We start from the raw sequence: 26,073 nt of genomic DNA on the forward strand, positions 1-26,073 counted from the left end.
AAACTGCTTTAAAACAGACCGTGCGTTTCAAATAATTTTATATCAGACCATTTACTATAATTATAAATTAGGATTTCCATTGTTGCTTTCAATTTAATGGTCTGTTGTATCATATTTCCGACCTCTTTTAAAGTTTGCATAAATTAAGTCTTGTAACTTTAAGATACTTTGTGTTCCAAAAAAGACGAAATTGCAAAAAAATAGGAACTTAAAGAACAAAGTTAAAAGCCCTCTGTTTTTTAAGTTCCTAAATTATAATGACCTGTCAGATTATTTCCTAAAGGTATATTTTTTCAGGTTGAAACCAAATTCATATATTTGCTTTCCTCTATCACTTCCTATCTCATATCTCGGGGTGTCTCTTCTCCAATTCTTCTGCCGCCCAGCTTCTTCCGGTTTCATTGAGACGCTTAATGTACTCTGGTAAATGCCCTTTGCAGTGAAAGGGTCCACCCTCTGCAAGTACCGTCCACAGCGGGTCAGTCTGACACCGATGCACCATCTTTTTCATATTTTCCGTATACCATTTGTCCAATAAATAAGTACCCTTATGGCATAACTCCGGTTTTTCTTTCGCAAGATCATGTAACTCGTACGGATCCTCTGTGATGTTAAACAGCATCTCTTCCGGATGTAAATGATACCCGTCATGATAATTTCTGATATACATCCAATCCTCAAATCTCACAGATCTCTGGCAAACATGAGCACACTGGCTAACTACAAGATACTCTCTTCCACCGTCCTTACCTTCCTTAAGCGTCTCTGCATAACTGATACCATCATATTTCGGTTCTTCAAAAATTCCGACTATCTTTTCTGATATATTATGTGCCGGAAGTGGTCCTAGCAATTCCTTTAAGGTAGGAAGTAAATCCAGATTATAGTGCAAACCGTTTGATACCGCATTCTTTGCCGCACCCGGCCACTTAATAATCATTGGGATATGAGTGGTGGAATAATCCGCTGAGCCATGCTCATCATATTCTCCAAGCTCGCCTAGGCTTTCACCATGGTCAGCTGTTACAATAATAGCCGTTTCTTCATAGATACCTTCTGCCTTCAACCATTCAAGAATTTTGCCAATATGTTTATCCATATACCAGATACCCGTATCATAATCATCCATGTTTTTCTTATAGTCTTTCATCGTTCGGATTTGTCCAAGCTGTCTGGGAAATCTAGGGGTTACTGCATCATCATACATGGACAGTTCCCTTGCACTGTGAGGACCCACTTCCTTTTCCCTATGCTCGTTCAATATATCTTCATTCATCCATTTTTCCTGAGGAAGCGGCATGTCTTCAAAGGGATTGCCTTCTTCTAGAGGCGTGCGGTACGGTGTATGAGGATCCCAATAATGGACATGCATAAACCAGTCCTCTTTGTTTTTATTGCACGCAAGCCAGTCCAGGGCAAATGGTGTGACCTCATCTGCAGTTTCCAATCCTCTTTTTCCAACATTATAACATTCGTTAAAACCTGCGTTGAACCACCATGCTCCATGACGCTCCGGAAAAGAACTAACGGATACAGTATGCATTCCGTAACGCTTTAATACAGCCGGAAGATTATCTCTTGAGTTTCCATCCATCATAATGCGTCCAGTACCATCAAGCCTCATGTCTGCGGCAGTTCCTCCATGTCCGACTACTCCGGTATGTATTCCGAACTTCCCGGTCACCAAGGCTGCCCGCGAAGGCAGGCAAGGAGCATCTGAGCAGTAATAATCATTATAACGCACCCCATCCTGCGCAATGGAATCAATAAAGGGAGAAGTAGGCCTCGGATAACCATAGCAGCCCAAATGATCCGGTCTTAAAGTATCACAATCAATCAATAGAATTTTCAAAATTTACTCTCCTCGCTTTATAGGTTTATATTTGGTACTACTATGTTAAGGCTGCAACAACCCAAATCTCTTATAGACGGCACTAGGAGCCTCGTTATCCTTCAAAAGTAAGGTCAGCGCTTTCGTCATACGTCTCTCAATCTCAGGCAACTCAACGGGATTCTCTTGTTTAGAATCCATCTCTAAATCAAACAGTAAATCCTTATCTATTTTATCCGCTCCTCGGGGTGTTACAGGTATACGTAAAACTTTACAGCCTTTGGTAAAAGTAAAACCTTCTGTTAGTTCAGCTCCCTGCATTTCTGTTACAGAAAAAGGCATGGTCATGTGTGTAGGCATTAGGGTGTACTCGTCCACTTTTGTATCTGGAGTACGCACCGCCCTCATATATACATACCGGCCGTCCGTAATATTAATTGGTCCGCCATGTATTCCAAACATACCAAATTCACGAACTTCTTCGTCTGCTTCTACTGCATATTTAAGAGATTTCCCCAGCATATCCTTAGGAATAGGAATCTGAAAAAAGTCAAGTAGGGTTGGCGCAATATCAATGGTCTGCACCAATGCCTTCCTGTGCACACCAGAAACTCTGCTGCGGGGATCCCATAGGAAGAATGGAGTATGGGCAATTTCATTGTATTCCGGCATGGTACTTTTCCCCCACCAGTTATGCTCAGCAAGACTGAAACCATGATCTGTATTTACGATTAGCATCGTATCTTTCCACATATTGTACTTGTCCATAATATACAGTACTCTTCCAAGGCTTTTATCACAAAACTCTACCAGAGAATAATACTTCTTACGCATATTCTCAATGGTTTTAGCATCCTCTGTTACTTGTGCATATGGCGGCCAATCCTTCTCAAATGTATTGTCAGGATCAAACCAATGGCTCAGGTAATTATCCGGAGAATCAAAAGGTTCATGCGGGTCAAAGGTTTCAATCTGGACAAACCAATTGTCGTAAGACACATTACGAGTAATGAAATCGATACCGTTATCAAACGTATGGGACTGAGGATAGTTTTCTTCTCCCCTATGTAGCATTCGGTTGTCCATGTTCTGCCAACCACCTTTTTTTCTCATGGTCTTTAGTGGTTCTGACTGTACATGATGATTTAACAATTGCGGGGAATATTCCGTTGGTCTCTCAGCACAATTGCCAACCCAGGTATCCGTTTCCTGCCCACGAAAGCATTCCCAGGTGGAATAACGATTATGATAGGTCGCACCACCATCCTGTAAATAATGATAATGATCCGTTGTAAGATGTGTATGAATTCCCGCCTTTTTTAATATCTCCGGCATAGAATCATCAAACGGTTCTATCGGACCCCAGCTGCGGTGTAAAAAATTAGGGCGACCTGTGTGTAACTCACGCCTTGCCGGCATACATGGCAGACTGCAGACATAACTATTATCAAAGGTAACCGTATGCTTTGCCAGGCGTTCAAAATTCGGCATGCGAATTGCTGTCTCACCATAACAGGATAGAATATCCCGGCGAAGAGAATCGTACATAATCATAATAGCTCGCATTTTTAGACTCCTTTTCTATATTACAAGTTAATAAGTATTTGTTATCTAAAGGGGATGCTGTAAATTATCTTATTTACAGCATCCGATTATTTATGTAATTTGGAGATGTCTTTCCCGTCTGGTTTCCTGGGCTAGTTTAATCCGCACTTTCTTTTTCTTAAGATATTCCATTTTACTGGAATTCGTGCGGTAAATCATGAAGATTAAAAACAAGGAATAGATAATAATGTTTTGAGTACTTCCTCCCAATGCCAGTTTGGAAAGCCCTAAAGTCAACAATTTTACACTTACTGCACCTCCAAGAACACCGATTACTGGGTTTCTGACAAAGGATCCAAGCCAGATACCCAAGAACATCGGGAACATATTACTGAATACACTGCCATTGCTGCTCATACCCAAACCTGGTGTTAATGTTCCTTTATAAGCGGTATCAAAAACGCCCGCACAGGCAACCAGCGCACCTGCAAGTACATAACATAAAATACAGTTTTTAAAAATATTAATACCTGAATCCGCTGCCAATTTCTGACTTCCCTGAATCGCTCGGCGGCTGTAACCAAAGGTACTGTGCTGGAACAAAAAGGTCATGACGAGAATAAGCAGGATTGCTACTAATAATATAAACGTTAGGTTAGATAAAATCTCAACATTTTTTTTCCCATACAGCATAAGTCCCTGCTGGTTATAAGCACCAAAAGAAAAACATTCAAAAATCAGTGTCATACCAATGCCAAGTACCATTGGAAGAATACGCATATTGACAAATAAAACTCCCACTAAAAGTCCGCATAATGCTCCGATTACTATACTTAATACAAGAATACCTATGCCTCCCAAATTAAACTGCAGGGCAATATTTCCTCCAAAGATACATCCCATAAACATCTGTGCACCAGCGGAGAGATCCATACGCCCCAAAAGTAAATTACAATTAAGAGCCATGGCAAAGCAATAGCAGGTAATGACTGTACGGAAAAGCACTCGCAAATCGGCCTTAGAACTGATTACTCCCTTACCAGTTACCAATCTGTCAATGATTTCAAATATTATATACACAGCAACCGGCAATATGATTAATTTCAGCACACTTTGTAATTTATAACTAACTGTTTTATGATTCATGAATGTTTCCTTCCTTCAAATAATAACAAAAATATGGCTTGTTTATTCAAGACGGGATTTTGCTTCATCATAGCTAACATTGTCATAGACCGATTGGATTGCCTCATAAGTCAAGTCTGGTTGATAGATACCAAGCGCCTGGTCAATTACATTATAATCCACAATCCACTTATTACCTCCTGCCACATCCCAATTAGACAATGTATTCATCTGCTCCGGATTCTCAATTGCCCACATTTTAAACAGTAATTCTGACGGTTCACCACTTGACTGCACATTCAAATTGCTATAACCAGTTAATGCATTATATACCTTTACAAACGCCATGCTACTTACAAGACTGGTTGATTTTACCGATGCCATATTAACCGAAGTATTACCAAAAGAATCTTTTGTATTAAATGCATTCAAAAGCGAATTTGAAATGGACGCTACCGAAGCTACTTTAATATCTTTTTTAAATGCCTTCTCTACTTCATCAACAACAACCGCTGTTTCAGTAAAGGATTGTCCGGACTGAATAAATACGCCGTAATTTCCTGTTTGCAGAGCCGTACTGACACCAGCCAGCCAACCTTCGTTTTGTGATGAAACACCCGGATAAATATAAATCTTTATATTTTTATCATTTGCAACCTCAATTGGTGCGGATACAACTGCAAGATTTTTAATTGTGTCTTCATAAGTCAGACCATACTTCTCCTGAAGTGCTGATAAAACGGCTTCCGTACACTCTGAATGCTGTGTGTTCCCTTTATATGCTAGGGAAGAAGTAATTAGGAAACCTTCACTTCCGTCATCGGAAGCATTATTTGTCAGCCATTGCTTAAACAAGCTTCCAACATATGGCTGGTCAGCGGCGAAGGAACCTGAAAAGTTCTCATAGCCTCCTGTAAAAGCCTCTTCTACTATTGCTGAACGCTGGTTATTTATTACATAAGCCATGCCATATTCCTGGCATACCTGAACCATTTGATTGGCATCTTCTGAACGGTAGCTGATAATCGCATCGGCACCCAGATCAGCACAATTCTCAATAAAGCTTAATTCATCATCCGTATCTTTTACTTGTTCGGAAAATATAAATTCTACATTATATTTTTTTGCTAGATAGTTTTCATAATAATCACGACGAATTACTACCTCATCAATGGCTTGAGGTTCACAGACACCGATTTTAAAAGTCTTAAAATCCTGGGGCGTCTTTTGTTGTTTATCAGTTCCGCTTGTCTGTTCTGTTTCTGTCGTTTCTTTACCTGTTTCCACCGCTGTATTATTATCACCGGTATTTCTTTTGCCGCAGGCAACCAAACTAAAGCCCATAGCTGCTATTAAAGCCAATGCCAAAATTCTTTTTTTCATACTTTTCTCCCTTTCTTTTATATAAAATTTTATTGCTACCTTATAAAAAAATCTCTTGTCCTACACCTGCTGTCTTGTCGGCAAGGTCTGGGGGCGTTCACTATTCATATATACAAGCAGCAGGAATACTGCTCCTCGTACTCCCTGGATTACCGTAGGTGAAATACCGACCATCAATAATCCCTTATTCAGAGCGGAAACTGTCAAGGCTCCGAGAAGTCCTGCATAGGAGTTGGATTTTGCTCCGCCAAAAATAGACATTCCTCCCAATACAGTGGCAAGCATAACATCCATTCCCATTCCGTTTCCAACCTCGGTACTAACCGAACCTGTACGTATTATAGTAAATACCGCCGCCAGTCCAACTCCGATACCAGCCATAAAGAAACTGATATACTTTGCCTTATTGGCATTCATCCCAGTCTGATTCGCACAGATTTCATTGCCGCCGATGAAGCGTAGTTCCCGTCCGGCTGATGTTAAATGGAATACAATAAAACACAATATAAAATATATTATAAATGCAGCATACCGGAAGCCAGCATTCTCCATTATTTTACACATTGCATAATCAACTTTCAAAGTCTCCGGTCCTAAAATATTGCTTACAATTGCACTGTACAACTGTATCATAACTATAGCCACTGTAATAGATTTTACTCCGAATATAACACTCATTGTACAATTAAACAGCATGAGCAGTATACCGGAAATAATTGCCGAAACGACCATTAGATTCGCATTTCCCGTCAAATTATATACTAACGCTCCAATGGTTGCGGACAGGGCCATGGTATTTCCTACAGAAATATCTAGATTTCCCGTTGTATATATAAATGAAACTGCCGTAGCCATGGTACCGATAATAATGGCCTGGTTAAATATACCTACGAATATATTTTTTCCAAAGAAATCTCCTCCTGTTGCAGCTCCAAAAACTGAAATAATCAGAAGAAGAACTACAATCGGAAATGTAAAGGAAAAAGAAGGGTTATTTTTAACAATACTGACACGATCCGTCAGGCTAAGACGGGGCGCGCCTTTCATAATTTCAGTATCTGACATATTACTCACCTTTCTTAAATCATACTTTCAATCAGTTGATGTTCGTTGTAGGATTCCTTGCGATAAAATTCCCCGTTTAACGTTCCGTCTTTTAAAATAAGTATACGGTCAGCCATACCAATAAGCTCGGGCATTTCTTCACTAATCATTACGATTGATTTACCCTTTTTTTTCATTTCATATATTAGTCGATACATAGACGCTTTTACACCAATATCCACCCCACGGGTCGGACAATCCAGAATCAATATATCCGCATCGTCTGCAATCCATTTACCAAATACTACTTTTTGCTTATTTCCTCCTGACATTGCCTTTACCGGCTGGAGTATATTTACACATTTAATGGCTAGGGCATCCACTTGAAGCATCGCATATTCTTTTTCTTTTTTACTTGACATAATAGAACCAAACAAGCGGTTTTTCTTATAGCCGGTACTTTGTATATTGGCACCGATGGACGCGTTCAGTTCCAAAGACTCTGTATCACGATTCTTGGAGACATACCCCATTCCGTTTTTAAAAGCAATCTGAGGACTTTTTACAACCACATCGGACTGTGTAATTACAACTTTACCGTCCACCACTTCCTCCAAACCATAAAGTGCACGTCCAAGTTCATGCATACCGCAGTCAGAAAGTCCACCGATTCCCAATATCTCACCTTTATGTAATTCCAGGTCAAAGCACAGCAGGTCTTTCATTGTAGTAATGCAATCTGCCTTAAGAACAACCTCTTCACCAAATCCATCCGTATCAACACGGTAATAATTTCCTTTAATCTCACGACCTACCATTTTATGCTTAATATCATTTTCTTCATAGTCGGCTTTCTCTATGTTATCAATGATAACACCGTCCCTTAGAATGGTAAGTGTGTCGCAATGTTCTATCAATTCGTCCAAATCATGGCTGATAAAGACAACTGCTTTATTTTCCGCTGCGGCTTTATGCATCAGTGTATATAGAAGATTCCTTCCTTTTTGCGACAGAGCGGTTGTCGTTTCATCTACCACAAAAAGGTCCGGATTATTATACATGGTTCGTGCAATCTCAATGAGTTTGCGTTCCTGCATGTCATATAAGTGGGTAGGATATGCAGGATTAATATGGGATGCACCAATCTTATCCAACGCTTTCTTTGCTTCTGCATTCATCTTTGACCGACTTATAAACATACCTCTCTTAAATGGCTGATAATTACCAAGAAAAATATTTTCCGCAACTGTGACATTGTCAATTGTGCCGGCTTCCTGCACAATCATCCCAATTCCGTTACTAACAGCTTCCAAAGCATTTTCTGGCTTCCAAGGCTTTCCTTTGTAATACATTTCACCGCTGGTCGCTGGCTGTATTCCTGCAATAATGGAAGAAACTGTAGATTTACCCGACCCGTTTTCACCAATGAGTCCCCTAATTTCTCCGCGCTTTATGGTGATATCCACAGATTTAAGAGCTACCGTCACTCCAAAATTTTTACACATGTCTTTTACTTCAAACAGAACCTCACCTTTTGCTGACATGTTGTTTTCTCCCTTCTTCAGATTGAACTTCAAACGATAAGTAAATCAAACTGAATCGTCATACATGAATTATAAAAAAATTTTCAGTTCTTCACTATAAAATTCAAGATGTCAGCTATCATATTTCCGACTATCTGTTTTCCCATATTCGAAACCTTATCAAAAAAATTAATATATTATCGATTTTTAGACCTTTTACTATCCAATGATTATACAACATTCTATTTTTGCTGAAGATCTGAACAATACCGAATAATTTCAAACATTGACATTTTTTTGTCTCGTATCAGAGCCTGTATCTCCTCCACCCGATTGGGAGGACATATCTTTTTTACCCTGTTCCATGTCATTTCATAATTGAAACGGTCATCATAGGTAAATGGCACTATATCGCAGGTAGACTGGTACCAATCCAGCATTTTCAAACGCATTTCCGATACTATGCCTTGATATGACCCGTTCTCTGCAAGATTATGTGTCTCACCCGTATCACTCTGCATATCAAACAACTGATCCGGTTCATATAACCGACGTATATATTTATACTCCTTTGTACGAAGCATCGTTGCCTTTGTATGAGCCCTATCGTCCTCTTCTGCCTTTATACGAGGCCAGTATAAATTACGGGGATTGACTCCTTCTTCTCCGTCAACATGACTTTCATCACAATGTATCTCACCTGCAAGGCGTCCTCCCTCGCAACAGGCATATTCACGAACAGGCAGGCTGCGGTCTGCTATATTACTTCTCAGGCTGATTCCAAAATGCGTATGGTTAGGTTTTATTCCTGCAAAATCAGTCGCTGTCCCATAGAAATCTACAAGTTCAACAATACTATCGCTTATTCCCGGATCAATCTCATACCCTTTTGGAGGCTTAATTAAAAACGGAACTCGTACAAGATTATCATAAAAAGTATTTTGATTTTTTTCAGTAAGGCCAAACTGCCCCTGATAATCACCATGATCACTGAAAAAGAAAATAGCACAGTCATCATAGATACCTGCTGCTTTCAGTCCATCGCATAACCTTCGGAACATATCATCCACCTTCAGGCACATTCCTAAATAGCAAGCACGTAATTCATCCCAGTCTTCTTCCGTAAATCCTTCCATTCCTTGATTTTCCCTGATTTTCGTTTCAATTACAGGTTCAAAGGAACCCGGACAGCGTTCTTTAATTCTCTTAGAAAGTTTTGTTCTGTCAATCGCAGAAAAATAAGGCTCCTCCACTCCATACTCCGGATGTGGGTTTACCAGGCCTAAAAACAGACAGAGAGGCCTTTCGTCAATCGGATTATGTGCGCGGTGAATTGCCGCATCCACGATTTCATCATCACTGCTGTAACGTATCCCATTCTCATCTGTTTTAAGACATCCCTGATAATGAGAGTAGTAATATTTACCGCCCGGCTCACCACGCATTCCCGGATTCACAGGACCAGGCGGCGGCATAACATCTCCTCCGTAGAAGATTTCATTAGCATGTGCTTCAAAAACTCCTTCCTCCTGTCCCGGAAGAAAATCATTTCTAGCGTTCATCCATACATAATATCCATCTTCTTTTAATTCTTTTAATATACTGCTTTCGTGGGTATGGAGCATATGATTCATGGTACGATGACCGTGTACATGCGGATACAAGCCTGTCAAAAAACTGCATCTGCTGGGGACACACACAGGATTCTGGCAGAATGCATTCCGGTAAGAAACTGCCTCATTTGCGGTAAATTCATCTAAAAATGGTGTTTGGGCTGCTGGATTCTCTCCCATATGTGCCAATGCAGCATTCTGCATTTGATCTGGATTAAAGATAATAATATGTGGTCGTTTATTCATCGTTACGCACATTCCTTTCTTTTACTGTTCTGTTCTTTTTGTCCTTTTCTTCCACTTTTTCCACTATATAGCAATAATTATTCTATTCTAAAATAAACTTTCCCGATATTAAATTATCTGAACTATTACCTACATATATTTCATACTCCATATGTTCAATTTCCATTTGGTTTTTCCTCTCATTATACCAACCAAGTTCTGATACCTGACAAGATATTTCAACCGTCTTATTCTCTCCGGCCGCTAAATCGACTCTTTTAAACCCTCTCAATATCTTCACCGGCCTATCGACTGCTGAATTCTGAAATCCAACATACATCTGGATGACTTCTGCGCCATGCCGTTTTCCGGTATTTGCAACATTGCATTGCATTGTAATATTTCTGAAATCACTTTTAATTTGAAGGTTATCTATTTTAAAGGTTGTATAAGATAGTCCGAATCCAAACGGATATCTTGGTTTAATTCCTTCCTTCTCTAATTTGGTATAACCATGATAGTAATCATAATGCTGATACTCCGTATCCCAATTTACTTGAGGCAAATCCGATTCTTTGATTGGAACAACATAGGGCAGCTTTCCACTCGGATTAATATCACCAAAAATGATTTCACCAATTGCCGTTCCTCCCTCCATTCCCGGATAATAAGCCATTATAATTGCACCAACATAGTCTTTCCATTCTTCCACCATAATCATATTGCCGCCAATCATTACAGCAGCTGAATTTCTATTCAGAGGCCCAACTTCCTGCAATAACCGTATTTCTTCTTTATGCAAACCCAGGCTTGCCACCCGGTCTCCGCCTACTGCACCCGTATACAGATCATTCTGGTCTTCTGCAACATATTCACCTTCATCGTTGTAATCATACCCCACAACAAAAACTACTGCATCCGCACTTTTTGCCAATTCTTTGCAACGATTTAAATCCATTCCTCCATAATAAATAACTTCTGTTTCAGGAGCCGCATTTATCAATCCTTGCATTGGAGTTACTATATATTGAGGATATACTTCACTTGAACCACGATCTCCGATTACTTCCTTTATGCCTAATTTTCCAAGTACAAGCAGCTTTTTTATAACATTTCTGTCAAAGGGCAATGTTTCGTCTTCATTTTTTAATAAGGTGATACCCTCTCTAGCAGCCTGCAAGGCTAATTGAATATGCTCAGGGCAGCCAATCACACCGGCGCTTACTTTGCTGCTGCATTCATCAAAAGCAAGCAGTGTCCGGATAATACGAAGGGCAGCTTCATTTATTTTATCCTCCGTGACTTTTTCATCTTTTACTGCATTCACCAGCTTATCTCCATAGTATGTTGTGCAGCACATTTCCATATCCTGGCCACCATTGGCAGCTTCGACCGTATCCCGAACACCCCATACAAAATCACTCATTACGAAACCGTCAAAACCCCACTCTTTCTTCAAAACCTGATTTAATAAATAATCATGATGTCCGCAGTAGGTTCCCTTGTATAAATTATAGGAACTCATAATACTAGCAGCACCCTCATCAATGCATTTTTTAAAATGCGGAAGAAAAACCTCCCTTTCTGTTCTTTTATTGCAATCAATATTTACTTTAAAACGTGAGTTTTCCATTTGGTTAAAAGCAAAATGTTTAACACAGGCGATAACGCCTTCTTTTTGTACACCCCTTACCAAAGCAGAGCCCATTTCTCCAATATGAAATGATTCTTCCCCATACGTTTCCTGGCTTCTACCCCATCCCGGATTATAAGGTACATTAATGCATATGCCTGCAAATAAATTTCCTTTATAAGCCAAAACTTCTTTTCCTATTGCATGCCCTATTTTTTCTTCCAAATCTGTATCAAAAGCAGCGCCGCGCAGCATAGAAACGGGGAAACAGGTACTTTTTCCCGTTCCGCAGACAACTCCTCTTGGCCCGTCACAAAATAACATAGGCGGTACATGATAGTCTGGTAATCCGCCTGCAGGATAAGGAATATAGTTATAGTGCTGATCCGTTTTTTTTCGGATGGCTTCTCTTACTTCCTTAAAATCTATTTTGCCGCTCATCAGCGAAATCTTATCTTCCAATGTTAAGGAATTTACGATACGCTGTGCCTTCTCCGTATAAGTTAACCTTTTACTTTTATTGCACTCCATTAATATCCTCCTCTATGAAAACTTCACTCGGCTAGTATATTTTTTATTCTTCTTTTTATATGCTCAGGCAGTTCTATGCTGGACTTGTAATATTTTTCTGGCTCTTTTAGAGCATCCGGTGTGGTTATCCACCGCTCACTTTGGTCAAGCTGTGTATGCTTTATCCACCTAGCCTGAATCTGTAGATGCTTCTCCCTGATAACATACCTGTTTATGATTTCTTTTGTATCCCAGTTTTTATTTGCAATCTCTTTCATCTCTTTGGCTATTACAGGCTGTTTATCAATTAGATTCTCTAATTCATTCCGATCTTTTTCAAGGTCAAAAAGCAGGTCTGAATCCTCGTACCCAGCATACGTAATATATTTCCACTTACCCTTTCTAACCATTCTTCCCGGCACTCTTCGCTGGTTAGCAGACCCCTCCAAAATCTCGCTAAGGACATACCTCTCTTCTTCTGTACCACCTTTAAGCTGTGGAGTCAGACTTTTTCCATCTTGTTCAGGAAGCTGTTCCCCACCTGCCAGTTCACATAGAGTTGGTCCCACATCCATGATGCTGCAAGGGTTTTTAATCTTCCCGCCTGCCATAATACCGCTGCCCTGAAATACCATAGGGATATGGGCTGACATTTCAAAAAAAGTCTTTTTACCATAGAGTCCCCTTTCCCCAACCTGATCTCCATGATCTGAAAGATAAAGGAATACACCTTCCTTCCTGCTGCGCTTTAAATACTCATTCCATGCATCGTATACAAACCCTATATTCCTGTCCATGAACTCTATCATTCCCCAATAAGCAGCCCTTGCTCTTATAACCGTTTCCTCTGATATATCTCTTAATTTCTCTTCCAGAATGGGATGTTCGTGATTACAGCCTTTGCTTAAAGTCTGAGGATATATTACTTTATTCAGGTAATATTCATATAGCTCAACCGGAGCTACATAGGGAAAATGAGGTGCGTAGGTACCAATGACTATGCACTGTGGCTTTTCGTGATCTTTTCCGAGATATTCCAAGGCTGTCTGTATTACATGTCTGTCATATTCCAATGTAGGTGAATTTCCACCTCCAATAATGTCTAAGCACCCTACTTCTGTCAAAGTAAGCCCAAAGTGCTTCATTTCCCTGAACGCTCTCCGCTCTCCGGTATAAATTGGAGTGATATCGCCAAAAATTCTTTTCGTAAACCCATGCCGCTGATCTGGTCCTTCAAAATGCATCCTTCCGCACAAGACCGTTTCATAACCTTCTGCCCCCAAAGCATGGAGAAAGGTAGCCTGATCTGAGGAAATAGAACCTGCATTGTCAAGAACACCCGTTTTAGTAGGCAGCTGGCCTGACAGCATAGACATCCTTGCAGGAATACACAACGGACAGGACGTATACACCTCTTCAAAAACAGTGCCCTGTGCCGCTATCCTGTCCAGATTTGGTGTACGTATTATGTTGTCTCCAGCATATCCTGTACAGAGGCCTGCATGCTGGTCACTTAAAAATATAAGTATATCCTTTTGATTCATTGTATTGCTCCTTTTCTCCAAAGCCTCTCTTTTGATAAATGTATTTTTCCTATTAATGAATGCACTGCTGCATTTGCGTTTTTACGCCTGTAAAGCTAATTGCATATGTATTTAATCCTAATTATATAAATATAAATCCAGTATAACTGTAATAATTCCGTACTGATTTATCGTATTTCCGACCTGCCCTCACCGTATAAAACTGTTAATACAACTTTATTTATTGATGTTTAATAATAATGAACAGAATCTATATAAACATAAAAACAGACAACATTTCTGCTGTCTGTTTGTTACTATATTAATTTACTTTTTCAAACGTCTCAAAACGTTCCTCCTGGGGTGTTCTACCCATCACTTTTTTATATGTAAAAGAAAAGTGGCTGAAATTGCAATAACCCATTTTAGCAGCAATATAACTGACAGGTAACCCAGTCGTACGTAGGAATCCCCGGGCAGCACGCATTTTCTGTTCTGTGATATATTCTTTTATATTCATACCTGTTTCTTTCTTAAAAATCCGTGATAGATAATCCGGATTTAAGTGTATATGTGCTGCCAGTTCATCCCGCCTGATGTCATCCTCAAGATTCTGGTCGATATACTCTATCACCCGCCGTACCAATGCCTTGGGGTCCTCTTGGTTATCATTAACATGGAAATGTTTTGTAACATAACTAATAAGCATTTTCATCTGTGGAGCAGAATTCATACCATTTTTGTATAACTTAAGTCCTTCTGTCGTGCCAAACATATCATTTAACATACGTTGATTTCCATCCATTGAATTATATAACATCTGCATAAAATCCTGATAAAAATACCGTAAGGTAATCCGATTAATCGTACCATTCTCACACATCTCATCCAAAAGCCCCAGCGCCTGCTGCTCCACTGTATTTGCAAAGCCTTCCTTCATAAGTTCGTGCCAGTGTTTTATTTGCGGAATTCGAAACATGTGATTACTTTTTTGCTCAATGCTTCCCATAGGAAATACACCGCCTTTTAAAAGCACATTATTATCTCTGTGTGCTATCAGACCGGGCCAGATTTCCAAGGAGTTTTCCAAAGGAAAGGGCCCATTAAAATAACAAGCAATGCTGCATCTAAAGTACTGTTCGCAAACGCTATTCAGATACTGGAGCTGTCTTATAAGACTTTCTCTTACGATTTCTTCCTTGTCACGTCCCTGTAGTAACATTGCAAAGGTGTTTTCTTCTATAAAAGCCAATCCCGTAAGCTGGTTATTCGGAGCAAAAATCTCGCTCACTATATTTTCCAACGATATTTCCAGCAGTGTGTTTTCCCATTTTTCCGAAAGAGTGCTCCATTTCACAATATGAATCAGCACTAAGTATCCAGGTTCGCTAAGACACGGCAAAACCTCCAGTTCAGCCAATGTAAGCATGTCCTTTTTATTACCTGAGCTGCTCAACCAATTACGGATAGCATTGCCCGCTATGGATTTCTCCTGCTGCCTGAAAACTTTACCTTTATTGTACAGTTTATCCTTATAGACTTTTACATGTATTACCTTAACTGCCTTTTGTATCGTCTGAAAAATTTCCTCATAGGACGCCGGCTGTAAAATATAATCAAATGCACCCAATTTCACGGCTTCCTGTGCATATTCAAATTCAGCATGACTGGTAAGAAAAATACAATAGTTAGAAAAACCTTTCTTGTTCATCCATTCATAAAGCTGCAAACCACTCTCTACTGGCATCTCAATGTCACAAAGAATAATGTCTATCATTTCGTTCATTAAAATATTCTTTGCTTCAAGAGCATTTAATGCCGTATATACTTTTTCTATCCCCAATTCAACCCAATGGATTCCTTTCAACAATCCCTCAACAACAGAAACCTGGTCATCTACAATCAGTATTTTCATCTTTACCTCTCCTTCCGCTGCCACGGCAGCACAATAACCACTGAAAGAAACCATGCATCACATACTGCCTTTTTTATACTTCTTCCTCCTTCATTAAAAACATAATTTCAATCTGTGCTCCGTTATTATTTGAAAATGTAATAGCAAAATCTTCTCCATACAGTACCTTAAATCGATTTACTGCATTCCATAATCCCACGCAAGAACCATTCTTTTCGACCTCCCTCCCATTATTTAGCAAGTCCAACACCCCTGCAGAAAAACCCGGACCATTATCCCTTACTATGATATCCGCCAACCTTTGACCGTCAATTTCATAACTTTTTGCAATAATCTGCACGATAAGTGACCCATCCTGTGCCATCGCATGCTTTATACAATTTTCCACCAAGGTCAATATGCTGACCGGAGGTACTTTAAGCATCAATACTTTGGTATCCACGGAAAGTTTACACTCTGGTGTTCCTCTTCTAGTTGCAACCTGCAGTGAAATATAGTTTTCACACATTTGCAGTTCTTTTTCCAGGGTAATCACCTCCGTATTTATATCAAATATATATCTTAAATGGGGCGAAAGGCATAGAACGGTCTTTTGAATCTCTTCCGTCTTACCTGCCTGAGCCAAGCCAAATATACTTTTCAGACAGTTCAAGAAAAAATGTGGGCGGATTTGCATACGCAGTGCATCCATCTGCGCTTTTTTAGCCAATAGCTGCTGCTCATAGCTTTTTATTCGTAAAGAGGTAATCTCCTTCATCATATTATTGAAGGCATTATCAACCTGTGCAAATTCAGTTCCTTTATGCTTAGTAGGTCTTGCCTCCAAATCCCCGGTTTGGATTCTCTGCATCGCAATCACCAGATTATCCATAGGAACAAATAATTCATATTTTAAATAAAGAACAACGGATATTAACGAAAACACCGCTACACCCAGATAAATAAATGGACTGTAATAAAGAATTCTTATGCTCTCCTCATTTTTTTCAAAAGAGAGTGCCAGTCCCACCTTAAAACCGGCTAATTGCTTTTGCACAACAATATAATCCCGCTTTACTCCCGTAAAATAAAATTCATCCTTGTCATAATCTAACGTAATACCGCTTTCTAAAATCCATCTCTCATTTGCGAGAAAATCTCCTCTTCTAAAAAAGAAAACCTCTCCTTCAATTCCGTATATAAGCCTTGCATTTCTAACAGCCTGTGTTAAATCAATCAGGCATACTGCATATGCTCCTTTTCTTTCTACAACTCGAGTTAATAACCAACGCTCCGAACAATGAAACAAAAACCATCCTATTGGTTTATCCTCTTCTGAACTAAGCTTTTCCCTTAGTAAAAATTCTATTTCCTGCTTTATTTTTCCATATGCAACTACTTGGTTATACTTCGTAAGGTAAATATCCTTTTTAGTATCATATAGAACTACCCCTGTTAAGTCCTTATTTGTTTGAAACATTTCAACAGTATCACTAAAAATAATCTGACCGGCCTTCTCTGCATCAATCGTATCATCCGCACTATAAAATACTTTAAAATTTTTATCATCCCATATCAGTTTGGTCAAATACTGTTCAGCAACTTCAATTTCTGTTCGCAATGTATTATAGTAGACTTGTAAACTATTCCTGTTTGCCTGTGTTATCTGGTCTTGAATCTGCTTCATTGCTTCCTTGATTATCCCTGCAAAAACAATTGATACAGGAATTAAAACACACAAAATTGCTATTATTATCCGATGCTTTAACCGCAGCTTTTGCTTTAACATTTTTCGTATTTTCATCTAGTACCATCCTGTATGAGATTTTTTGTTTACCTACTACAAAGATTAAATGAATGTATTTGTTATGTCAACAGTTTGAACATCGATAAATGTTGTAATTTGTGGAAAATGTCATATTTTTGATATTTTTAGTCGTTTTTTGCATAACATTTTACCAAGGCTGCTGCAATCAAAACTGTAATGCAACTTAAAATATTATAAATTTATTTTTATATTATAAAAGGCTTGAATCACCTAGTGACCAAGCCTAAGATTTAATTTTCATCTGCTGTGTTTGTAGATGTGTTGTTACAACTTACCACGGTTTGATAATGCCAGCCACTCAAATAGAGATACACTTTCTCCTTTCTTATACACAGGCGTATTATTATAATCGAGAATGCATTCATTGTTTAATGCCGGTATCCAACTAAAATGCCCATTATACTCATATGGCGTTCTATCCTGATTAACATACCGTCCCGTACCATCAGTTACTGAAGGAAAGCAGGAAAAATGTACATCAGCCGCGCCGGCACTCAGTAATCTGCCATAGGTGGCTTTGGTATGCTTATTTACATCAATGACAGGATCATTGGCTGCATGAGTAAACCATATGGGTATTTTCTTAATTCTTTCAATGTCGTTGTCAGTTATAAATTCATCAGCTAATGCCTCACAGATTGGAAAGGCTGCCGCAAACATCTGCGGATAGGCAATGATCATTTTCATGGTCATAAAACCTCCATTCGAACAACCTCCTATATATACTCTTTCTTCATCAATGTCATCATGGGCTGCTATATATTCATCAATCAATTTCTTCAAGCTATCCAAATACATTGTACTGCCATCTGTATTGTATCTGCCTGTACCATCGTCCATCCACATAGTAGGGGCCTGGGGAACCAAAACATGGCAGCCGCTGAATATATACTGAATCTTATCTGAAATAAGATTTACAACTTTATTACCGCTGACGGCTATTGCCGGGTCGGTACCGCCTTCCCCAGCTCCATGCAGCCAAATTAATAAAGGGTTCTTTGCTTTATTATTTTTTGGCTGGTAACATGCATAGTTCAAATGTATTCCCTGATAAGTTGATTCACCTGTAATAAATTCATCTGCCAGTATTGTTTTATTCCAATTTGATTCTGTAAATACCATATTTTCTATCTTACATTTACCTATGTTCATGGGTTTAATTTGGGTAATCGTATAATCACAACTTACCATTACATTAAATTTACCATCATATGTAATAGCAGATCCTAAGGATATTCGGGGATCTACCTCCATTTCAAGTGTAATACAGGTACCACCCTGGCTGGCTTTCCCTTCTTTGTCAGAAGTATATGCTCCGCAGACCTTTCTTTCCCCTACGGAAGGATAAACTTCATCAGAACCCCATGATTTGCTTATCTTTATTATCTCACCGCTTTTTTTATCCTTCCTTTCTACATATACCTGAAATGTTTCTTCATTCACATCACATTCCCATAATGGCTGCCCCACTTCTACTATTATTTTTGAAACAAATGGGCCTAAATCATAAACCTCAGTTATTGTACTGTATTTCATCCCCTCACCCTCCAAGCATTATATACTTTACGAATTAAGAACTTTTATATGTATATCTTTTATACACATATCTAATATATGTACAACTATAATCTGGTATCCCATCTTCCGACAAACGGATCAATAGGGCTGGTTCCTTTAAATTCAGAACGTCCTAATAACTTATCTATGACTGCACGAAGGGTACTTGGTTTTAATTTATATGTATTTATAAAGGTTCGAATCCTTGGTACATCTAATAAATGATATGGATTTGCAAAGGAGATAAATATTGTAGGAATTGCAGCCTGAAAATTCGGACAATTTGCTCCCATGGGTTGTGCCCATTCAATTCGTACGGTGGTCTGATTGCTCTTTGTTATCAGGTTAGATACATAAACAAGTAAATCGTATTTGCTCACCATATCCTTGTGAGATACGGAAAATCCCTCCTGAAGACTAGCCGGCGGCTGATAGATACTTACCTCAAAGCCCTCCCCTTCAAAAGCTTCCCTAATCTTATCAATATCCTCATTACCTCCGCCCATATAAGCATTCTCGCCAGTAAACATTGGATATAGAAGCATCCTCCTATATTTATTAACATCCAGAGGAATAATATCCTGCAAATTCTTTATTAAAGTTGCAGAAGAGTCTGCAACCTGAACGTCAATCTCTCTATGCTCTTTACAGCCAATGATCTTCTTTGCTTCTTCCACATTTGGAATCAGTGTTCCGTTTTCTTTTTTTTCTGGCAGTTTAAGAGCCGCCTTTGTAGCAAGAATTCTCATAACTGCTTCGTTAAGCCTCTCAGGTGTGATCATTCCATTCTTAACACCCTCTGTCATGAACTGATAGTCTTCCTCCAGATTTTTAGCAAATAAGAACATATCACATCCGGCTGCAATGGTATAGGGAACCGCTTTATCACGAGACATTGGAATACACATACCTGCCATGGTTGTGGCATCTGTGATGATTAAACCGTTAAAACCTAATTTTTCTCTTAGTAATCCGTTCAGTAATTCCGGTGCCAGTGTTGCGGGCATAATACTCTCATCTTTAATACCTGGTACCAGCTTTCTAGAATATGCCGGCTGCATAATATGCCCTACCATAACAGTAAGTGCACCTGCATCAATGCATGCCTTATATGCTGTTCCAAAAGACTCGTCCCACTCTTCGCAGGAAAGCGAATTGATACTGGTTACCAAATGCTGATCTCTTTCATCAACACCATCCCCAGGAAAATGTTTGATGGAAACTGCCATTCCCTGCTCTTGGACAGCCTTCGTATACGCAACTCCACAGTCACGAACTAGCTTCGGGTCAGAGCCATAAAGTCTAGTAGCCATAATTGGGTTCCTAAAATTATAATCTATATCAATCACCGGAGCGAATGCATAGTTTGCACCAACAGCAAGCCCTTCTCTTGCACAGACATAACCTTGTTTGCCGGCAAATTCAGGATTACCAGTTGCCCCAATCTGCATATTAGGTCCAACATTTGTACCCTCTGCAATCATTCCATCACCCCCGGCTTCGAAATTAGCAGAGATAAGCATGGGTACTTGGGATTCCTTTTGTAAATAAGTAACTGCCTTGCAGCATTCTTCTAATGTCATCTGACGTCCCATAATGCCACCGATTTTATATTTATGTACCAGCTCTTGTAAATATTCCTCGTTGCTGCTGTACATGATAAGATGAAACAACTGACCGATTTTTTCCTCAACTGTCATAGTTTCTAGGGTTCTTTTCACCCACTCCACCTGCTTATCCTTCAAATTAAACGGATTCTTTTTCAATACATCATACTGAATCATTTCCTTACCTCCTGCAATCTTTTACATATTTCTTCTATTGTTATATTATTTAATCCCGGTAATAATAAATCTGCCTGTGGTAAATTTTCACTACTCCCAATACCTACCGCAAACATCCCTGCATTATGGGCGGCTTCAATTCCGGCTGCAGCATCTTCAAACACAATACAGTTGTCATAAGGCACCTTTAATGACTTGGCTCCCATTATAAATACTTCCGGGTCCGGCTTTGCTTTTGATACTGCATTGCCATCTATAATTTCATCAAATAATTCTTTTATCCCCAGCCTGTCTAATATTAATACTGCGTTTCTACTGGCAGAACCTAAGGCTATCTTATACCCTTTTGCCCTTGCCTCTGTTAAAAACTTTCTCACTCCAGGAAGCACTTCCTCTTCCGTTAGCTGCTTTATGTATGTAAGATATAAAGCATTCTTTTTCTCGCAATTTTTTTCTTTTTCTTCTTCCGACAGGCTTAAATTACCGATTTCAAGAATAATTTCTAGAGAGCGCTTCCGGCTGACCCCTTTTAATCTCTCATTATTGCCTGTGGTAAAAGGAATCCCCATGTCATCAGCCAACTTTTTCCACGCAAGGTAATGATATTTTGCTGTATCAACAATTACTCCATCCAAGTCAAACAATAATCCTTTGATTTCCTTCTTCTTCACTATTTCCTGCATACTTTACCTCCAGCACGTTATTCTATACCTAATACATTAAAATAATTTACAGTTCAAAACAAGGTCATAAGCTAGGTATTTTACTGCATTTTTTTATTATTTTACCTCTGTAAATAATAGTACTCACTTTTCAATATATTAATTTTTTACAGTTGCATTTGAGTAATATGAAATATCTTGGTATAATAATTACTGTAGAGATACACTCATATAACTTGGAGGATAAGACATGACAGAGAAAATTAAAGATACGCACGAAACCATTGAATACAACAAAAACCTTCCCATAAAGCTTTTTTGTCAGCGAATTGGATTTGTGGAAAAGCATTGGCATAGAAGTATCGAATTACTTCTGGTTCTTTCAGGTACTCTATCCGTACAGGTGGAAAGCCAGACATATATACTTCACGAAGATGATATACTACTTATAAATTCCAACCAGGTTCACGACACCAGCAGTGAAGACTGCGTACTGGTTCTTCTGCAAATGAGTCTGCCCAGATTCCATATTGATTGGCTTAATCTCGAAACCTTGCATTTTGACTGCAATTCAGCAGTTCAGAAGAATAATAAAGCCTTTGACCAGCTTCGTGAGACCATAGCCAGGTTAATCCAGTTGACTTCCAGTTCCCCCCACACACAGTTCCTCAGGCTTTCCTATGCTTATCATATCTTATATTTGTTGCTACTTCATTTTGTGAGCCATAATCCTGGAAAAGTACGCCCTCTCAAACATATGGAACGCTTAAAGAGAGTTATCCGGTATATAGAAGAAAACTACCAAAGAGATATCTCATTAACAGAAATTGCAGAAATGGAAGCCTTGACTCCTCCCTATTTATCCTCCTTCTTTGAAAAGAACATGGAAATATCCCTTACAAGCTATATTGCTAACATCCGTTTAAACCATTCATTTACCTATCTAATGGATACGGATATGTCTATAGAAGAAATAGCCGAAGCTTGTGGTTTCCCAAATCAGCGTTCTTACGCCGTCCTCTTTAAAAAGCATTACGGTATGCTTCCAAGTCATTACCGAAAAGCAAACCAAATCTCTGAAAAGGGGATTCGTTCTCTTCCTATGAATACCTCAACCAAATATCTAAACCTTGAAAAATATGATTTTTATGAAAAGCTTTCTTCTTACTTTCATAACTCGGGAACAGTACAGGCTGCTGCTCCTATTATAGCTGTCACCTACTCTATCGAAACAAAAAAAACAGAAAACACTAAAAGGCTTATGAAAAAGAATTTTTTAAATTTTTGTTCTGTTGGAAGAGCAAAAGAAATTCTCTTGGGAAACATTCAGAAAATGTTGATTACGCAGCAGGAAGAAATTGGTTTTAAATTTATTAAGTTCCACGATATCTTTAGTGATGAACTTATGGTTTACAAAGAAGACACACTGGGATGTCCTCATTACAATTTCACAATGCTTGATGAGGTATTTGATTTTATATTGAGTATTCATCTAATGCCATTAGTACAACTGTCCTTTATGCCAAAGGCATTGGCTAAAGACCCTGCTTTAACTATATTCTCCCTTCCCTTTTGTGTCAGTGAACCAAAAGATGAAAAAAAATGGTCCGATTTGATTACCGCCTTTGTGAATCATTTATTAGAGCGTTATGGGTATAATGAAGTATCCCAATGGATATTTACCTTCTGGAATGAAACGATGACAGGGCATCCTTTTGATTTTAAAGAAGTGGATACTTTCCTCCGTTTATACAAAATCACTTTCGAAAGTGTAAAAACCTGCAATCCTAATCTCCTATTTGCTTCTACATCCTATTTAAGCAATACATTTCCCTCAGCAAAGTATGACTATTATTTAGATTTTGCTGCTGTAAATAACTGTAGACCTGATGTATACCTGTTTCATTTTTATCCGATTTCTCCCCAGTCTCCAAAGATTAAATCTGATAAAAGTACTGAAACCTTTTCTATACCCTTAAATGGTATCGTTTCAAAGGATCCGGACATCTTCCGCTCCTATTTAAAAATGCTGAATGAGCATTTACCCGACAGAAATGCTCTTCCTCTTTATATCACAGAATGGAATTTAAGCTCCTCACACAGGGAATGGTTGAATGATACCTGTTACGCGGCCGCTTATATAATTCGAAATATTTGCAGAAATCATGAATTGGCTGATAGTTTTTGTCATTGGGCTTTAACGGATTGGATTGAGGAACTGGATTTTCCCAATGAATTATTCCATGGAGGAGTTGGACATTTTACGAAAAACGGAATAAAGAAACCGGTCTACTACGCGTATCAGTTTTTATCAGAATTAGGGGATGAATTTCTATCAGAGGGTGAAGGTTACTTTGTAACTAAAAGTAGAAAAGACTATAGAATTATTTTATATAACTATTTTGATGTTTCTGATTCCTACCAGGAGGGTATTAATTTTAATATAGGCTTCACAAACCGTTATGAGGTTTTTCCTGACACTGCCGCTAAAGAATTTCATCTGAAATTAATGGATATGGAGCAGGGGGATTATCTGGTAACCGAAAAGATTGTAAACAGAACATATGGAAGCTGTTATGATAAATGGGTCGAGATGGGTTCTATGTCTTTGTCCACATCAGAAGAAATCTGTACCTTAAGTGATTTATCCAGACCATTTATAAAAAAATCGAAGCTTTCTTCTGAACAATATGTTATAAATTATTACAGCACTCTAGAACCTCATGAAATACGGCTTGTAATCTTAGAGAAGATACTCTAGAAGGATACATCAATACTTCGAACTATACACAGTTCAATTAATAAGAAAGGACTCAATATATGTTAACAAAATACATATACTGAGTCCTTTCTTTTTTAGAATCCGTTTCTTGAACTCTATGAAATTTGGTGCAGTTTTAGTGCAGCACTTAACACTCTACAACACCCATTTTATAAGTTTTATTTGTCTAATGATTTCATCGTCGGGAATACTCTCCGAGCTAGATTAGTATCACCAATTGTACCTGATTATTCAGTATTTAAGCTATTTTCTTAAAAGTATTATCACTTACTATCAGGTACCATAAAATCAAAAAAAGTTGTCATTTTGTTGTCTTTCCTAATTTCTTGTTGTCCTCTATAAGAAGCCTATTTAAAGACTCTTTTCTAAAATACATCCAAGTTTCGTGCTAGGTTTTCAATCGCTTCTTGTTTCTTTGAATCAGTTACTTCTGCATAGATATCCATAGTGGTCTCAATACTTGCATGACCCATAATTGCCTGGATTACCTTTACGTTTGTTTCATTCTCGCAAAAGCGAGAACAGAATGTGTGCCTTAAGTGGTGACAAGAGAAATGCGGAATAATGATAGGTTGTCTTTTTTCTTTCTTTGCATTAATAATCTCATCAGCGTTATATGCTTCTAAGATTCTACGAATCGCTCGATTCACAGCTAACGGATTATGAATCGTGTTAAAACGATTGGTAAAGATAAATCCTGTCATTCCATCAACGACTGTACTGCAAAAACCATCTTCCTTCTGTCTCTCATATTCTGACTGAAGTGCGTCATATACCGGCTGCATAATCGGTAGTTTTCTAATACCTGCATTTGTTTTAGGAAGTGATACCTTAAACTCACACTTATAAGTATCTGTTCTTCTCGGATAATAAGTCATGCTATGATTGATATCAATCAGGCGAGATCCCATATCCACATCCTGCCACCTTAGTCCTACAACCTCACCAATACGACACCCCGTTCCCAATAATACTGTAAAGAACGGACTCCAGTGACAAAATACCGGGCTTGTCGCAATATAATTCATGAATGCTCTCTGTTGCTCCAACGTTAGTGCATGTCTTACGCCTTTATTCTTACCACCCTTTTTCTTGATCTCAGCCATCACTCTATCACTCGGATTATTCCGAATAATATCATCACGTACTGCTAATTGAAATGTTGGGTGAAGTACCGTGTGAATAGTCTCCAATGTATTAATATGAATTTTCTTTTCATTCAACAAGTCATAATAGAAATAAAGTACATCTGAATACTTTATCTCTCCTATTTTTTTCTTTCCAAAGCCATCCCTGACAAAGTGATCATACATATACGTGTAATTCGTATATGTCGTCTCTCTAAGTTCAGACTTAGTAGAAATATACCTGTCAAAAACAAAATTTAAATCCGCATTACCTGCAACATAAACATCAAGTCCATCCAGCTGATCCTTAATAAGTTTTCCTCACGTTCCCTTAACTTTTTCAAATCTTTTGAATAGATAAATCTTCTATTCCCATAAGGGTCTGTGTAACCATAGGCGTATCTGTTGTCGATTTCCCGATATATCTCACCTTTTCTCAAGGCTCTTCCTTTATTATCTTTTCGTGCTGCCATCTCTTTCTCCT

The 26,073-nt window shown here is 38.6% G+C and carries 15 protein-coding genes and 1 pseudogene; 1 reads left to right on the plus strand and 15 read right to left on the minus strand.

The annotated features are described in order from the left end of the window. Positions 1-343 precede the first annotated feature (343 nt). The 14 genes from acsn021_RS19275 to pgmB form a co-directional block, all read right to left on the minus strand. Positions 344-1,852, minus strand: a complete 1,509-nt coding sequence (locus acsn021_RS19275; RefSeq protein WP_184093164.1) for a sulfatase — start codon at positions 1,850-1,852, stop codon at positions 344-346. A 45-nt stretch (positions 1,853-1,897) separates the two neighbouring features. Beyond that, on the minus strand, positions 1,898-3,397 hold the full coding sequence (locus acsn021_RS19280; protein ID WP_184093165.1) for a sulfatase: 1,500 nt from the start codon (positions 3,395-3,397) through the stop codon (positions 1,898-1,900). 90 nt (positions 3,398-3,487) lie between these two features. Continuing rightward, complete coding sequence (locus acsn021_RS19285) at positions 3,488-4,522, minus strand: ABC transporter permease subunit (RefSeq protein WP_184093166.1); 1,035 nt, start codon at positions 4,520-4,522, stop codon at positions 3,488-3,490. 42 nt (positions 4,523-4,564) lie between these two features. After that, on the minus strand, positions 4,565-5,884 hold the full coding sequence (locus acsn021_RS19290; RefSeq protein ID WP_184093167.1) for an S-layer protein: 1,320 nt from the start codon (positions 5,882-5,884) through the stop codon (positions 4,565-4,567). A 60-nt stretch (positions 5,885-5,944) separates the two neighbouring features. Further along, positions 5,945-6,949 carry an ABC transporter permease gene (locus tag acsn021_RS19295; protein WP_184093168.1) on the minus strand — a complete coding sequence of 335 codons (1,005 nt, stop codon included), beginning with the start codon at positions 6,947-6,949 and terminating at the stop codon, positions 5,945-5,947. A gap of 14 nt (positions 6,950-6,963) precedes the next feature. Next, positions 6,964-8,472 (minus strand): sugar ABC transporter ATP-binding protein, encoded by a 1,509-nt coding sequence (locus acsn021_RS19300; RefSeq protein WP_184093169.1) that lies wholly within the window; start codon positions 8,470-8,472, stop codon positions 6,964-6,966. Between the two features lie 221 nt (positions 8,473-8,693). Next, positions 8,694-10,310 carry a sulfatase-like hydrolase/transferase gene (locus acsn021_RS19305; protein ID WP_184093170.1) on the minus strand — a complete coding sequence of 539 codons (1,617 nt, stop codon included), beginning with the start codon at positions 10,308-10,310 and terminating at the stop codon, positions 8,694-8,696. A gap of 82 nt (positions 10,311-10,392) precedes the next feature. Continuing rightward, a complete protein-coding gene (locus acsn021_RS19310; protein ID WP_184093171.1) occupies positions 10,393-12,453 on the minus strand; it encodes a beta-glucosidase in 2,061 nt (686 codons plus the stop codon). 23 nt (positions 12,454-12,476) lie between these two features. Further along, positions 12,477-13,976 (minus strand): sulfatase-like hydrolase/transferase, encoded by a 1,500-nt coding sequence (locus acsn021_RS19315; protein WP_184093172.1) that lies wholly within the window; start codon positions 13,974-13,976, stop codon positions 12,477-12,479. A 301-nt stretch (positions 13,977-14,277) separates the two neighbouring features. Then, complete coding sequence (locus tag acsn021_RS19320) at positions 14,278-15,870, minus strand: response regulator (protein ID WP_184093173.1); 1,593 nt, start codon at positions 15,868-15,870, stop codon at positions 14,278-14,280. Between the two features lie 73 nt (positions 15,871-15,943). Continuing rightward, on the minus strand, positions 15,944-17,653 hold the full coding sequence (locus acsn021_RS19325; protein ID WP_184093174.1) for a sensor histidine kinase: 1,710 nt from the start codon (positions 17,651-17,653) through the stop codon (positions 15,944-15,946). A gap of 288 nt (positions 17,654-17,941) precedes the next feature. Next, positions 17,942-19,213 carry a prolyl oligopeptidase family serine peptidase gene (locus tag acsn021_RS19330; RefSeq protein WP_184093175.1) on the minus strand — a complete coding sequence of 424 codons (1,272 nt, stop codon included), beginning with the start codon at positions 19,211-19,213 and terminating at the stop codon, positions 17,942-17,944. 86 nt (positions 19,214-19,299) lie between these two features. Continuing rightward, positions 19,300-21,018 carry a glycoside hydrolase family 3 protein gene (locus acsn021_RS19335; protein WP_184093176.1) on the minus strand — a complete coding sequence of 573 codons (1,719 nt, stop codon included), beginning with the start codon at positions 21,016-21,018 and terminating at the stop codon, positions 19,300-19,302. Further along, complete coding sequence (gene pgmB / locus acsn021_RS19340) at positions 21,015-21,701, minus strand: beta-phosphoglucomutase (protein WP_184093177.1); 687 nt, start codon at positions 21,699-21,701, stop codon at positions 21,015-21,017. The genes acsn021_RS19335 and pgmB overlap by 4 nt, the downstream gene beginning before the upstream one ends. Positions 21,702-21,930: 229 nt before the next feature. On the opposite strand from pgmB, the gene acsn021_RS19345 reads away from it, so the two are divergent. Next, positions 21,931-24,441, plus strand: a complete 2,511-nt coding sequence (locus acsn021_RS19345) for a GH39 family glycosyl hydrolase (protein WP_184093178.1) — start codon at positions 21,931-21,933, stop codon at positions 24,439-24,441. A 386-nt stretch (positions 24,442-24,827) separates the two neighbouring features. On the opposite strand, the pseudogene acsn021_RS19350 reads toward acsn021_RS19345, so the two are convergent. Then, positions 24,828-26,062, minus strand: a pseudogene (locus acsn021_RS19350) (tyrosine-type recombinase/integrase). Positions 26,063-26,073 lie beyond the last annotated feature (11 nt).

It is taken from the genome of Anaerocolumna cellulosilytica (assembly GCF_014218335.1).
Taxonomy (GTDB): domain Bacteria; phylum Bacillota; class Clostridia; order Lachnospirales; family Lachnospiraceae; genus Anaerocolumna; species Anaerocolumna cellulosilytica.

Excerpts from the sequence above, each read along its gene's own strand:
- acsn021_RS19280 (WP_184093165.1), bottom strand. The coding sequence starts at position 3,397 with ATGCGAGCTATTATGATTATGTACGATTCTCTTCGCCGGGATATTCTA.
- acsn021_RS19285 (WP_184093166.1), bottom strand. The coding sequence starts at position 4,522 with ATGAATCATAAAACAGTTAGTTATAAATTACAAAGTGTGCTGAAATTA.
- acsn021_RS19290 (WP_184093167.1), bottom strand. The coding sequence starts at position 5,884 with ATGAAAAAAAGAATTTTGGCATTGGCTTTAATAGCAGCTATGGGCTTT.
- acsn021_RS19295 (WP_184093168.1), bottom strand. The coding sequence starts at position 6,949 with ATGTCAGATACTGAAATTATGAAAGGCGCGCCCCGTCTTAGCCTGACG.
- acsn021_RS19300 (WP_184093169.1), bottom strand. The coding sequence starts at position 8,472 with ATGTCAGCAAAAGGTGAGGTTCTGTTTGAAGTAAAAGACATGTGTAAA.
- acsn021_RS19305 (WP_184093170.1), bottom strand. The coding sequence starts at position 10,310 with ATGAATAAACGACCACATATTATTATCTTTAATCCAGATCAAATGCAG.
- acsn021_RS19310 (WP_184093171.1), bottom strand. The coding sequence starts at position 12,453 with ATGGAGTGCAATAAAAGTAAAAGGTTAACTTATACGGAGAAGGCACAG.
- acsn021_RS19315 (WP_184093172.1), bottom strand. The coding sequence starts at position 13,976 with ATGAATCAAAAGGATATACTTATATTTTTAAGTGACCAGCATGCAGGC.
- acsn021_RS19320 (WP_184093173.1), bottom strand. The coding sequence starts at position 15,870 with ATGAAAATACTGATTGTAGATGACCAGGTTTCTGTTGTTGAGGGATTG.
- acsn021_RS19325 (WP_184093174.1), bottom strand. The coding sequence starts at position 17,653 with ATGAAAATACGAAAAATGTTAAAGCAAAAGCTGCGGTTAAAGCATCGG.
- acsn021_RS19330 (WP_184093175.1), bottom strand. The coding sequence starts at position 19,213 with ATGAAATACAGTACAATAACTGAGGTTTATGATTTAGGCCCATTTGTT.
- acsn021_RS19335 (WP_184093176.1), bottom strand. The coding sequence starts at position 21,018 with ATGATTCAGTATGATGTATTGAAAAAGAATCCGTTTAATTTGAAGGAT.
- pgmB (WP_184093177.1), bottom strand. The coding sequence starts at position 21,701 with ATGCAGGAAATAGTGAAGAAGAAGGAAATCAAAGGATTATTGTTTGAC.
- acsn021_RS19345 (WP_184093178.1), top strand. The coding sequence starts at position 21,931 with ATGACAGAGAAAATTAAAGATACGCACGAAACCATTGAATACAACAAA.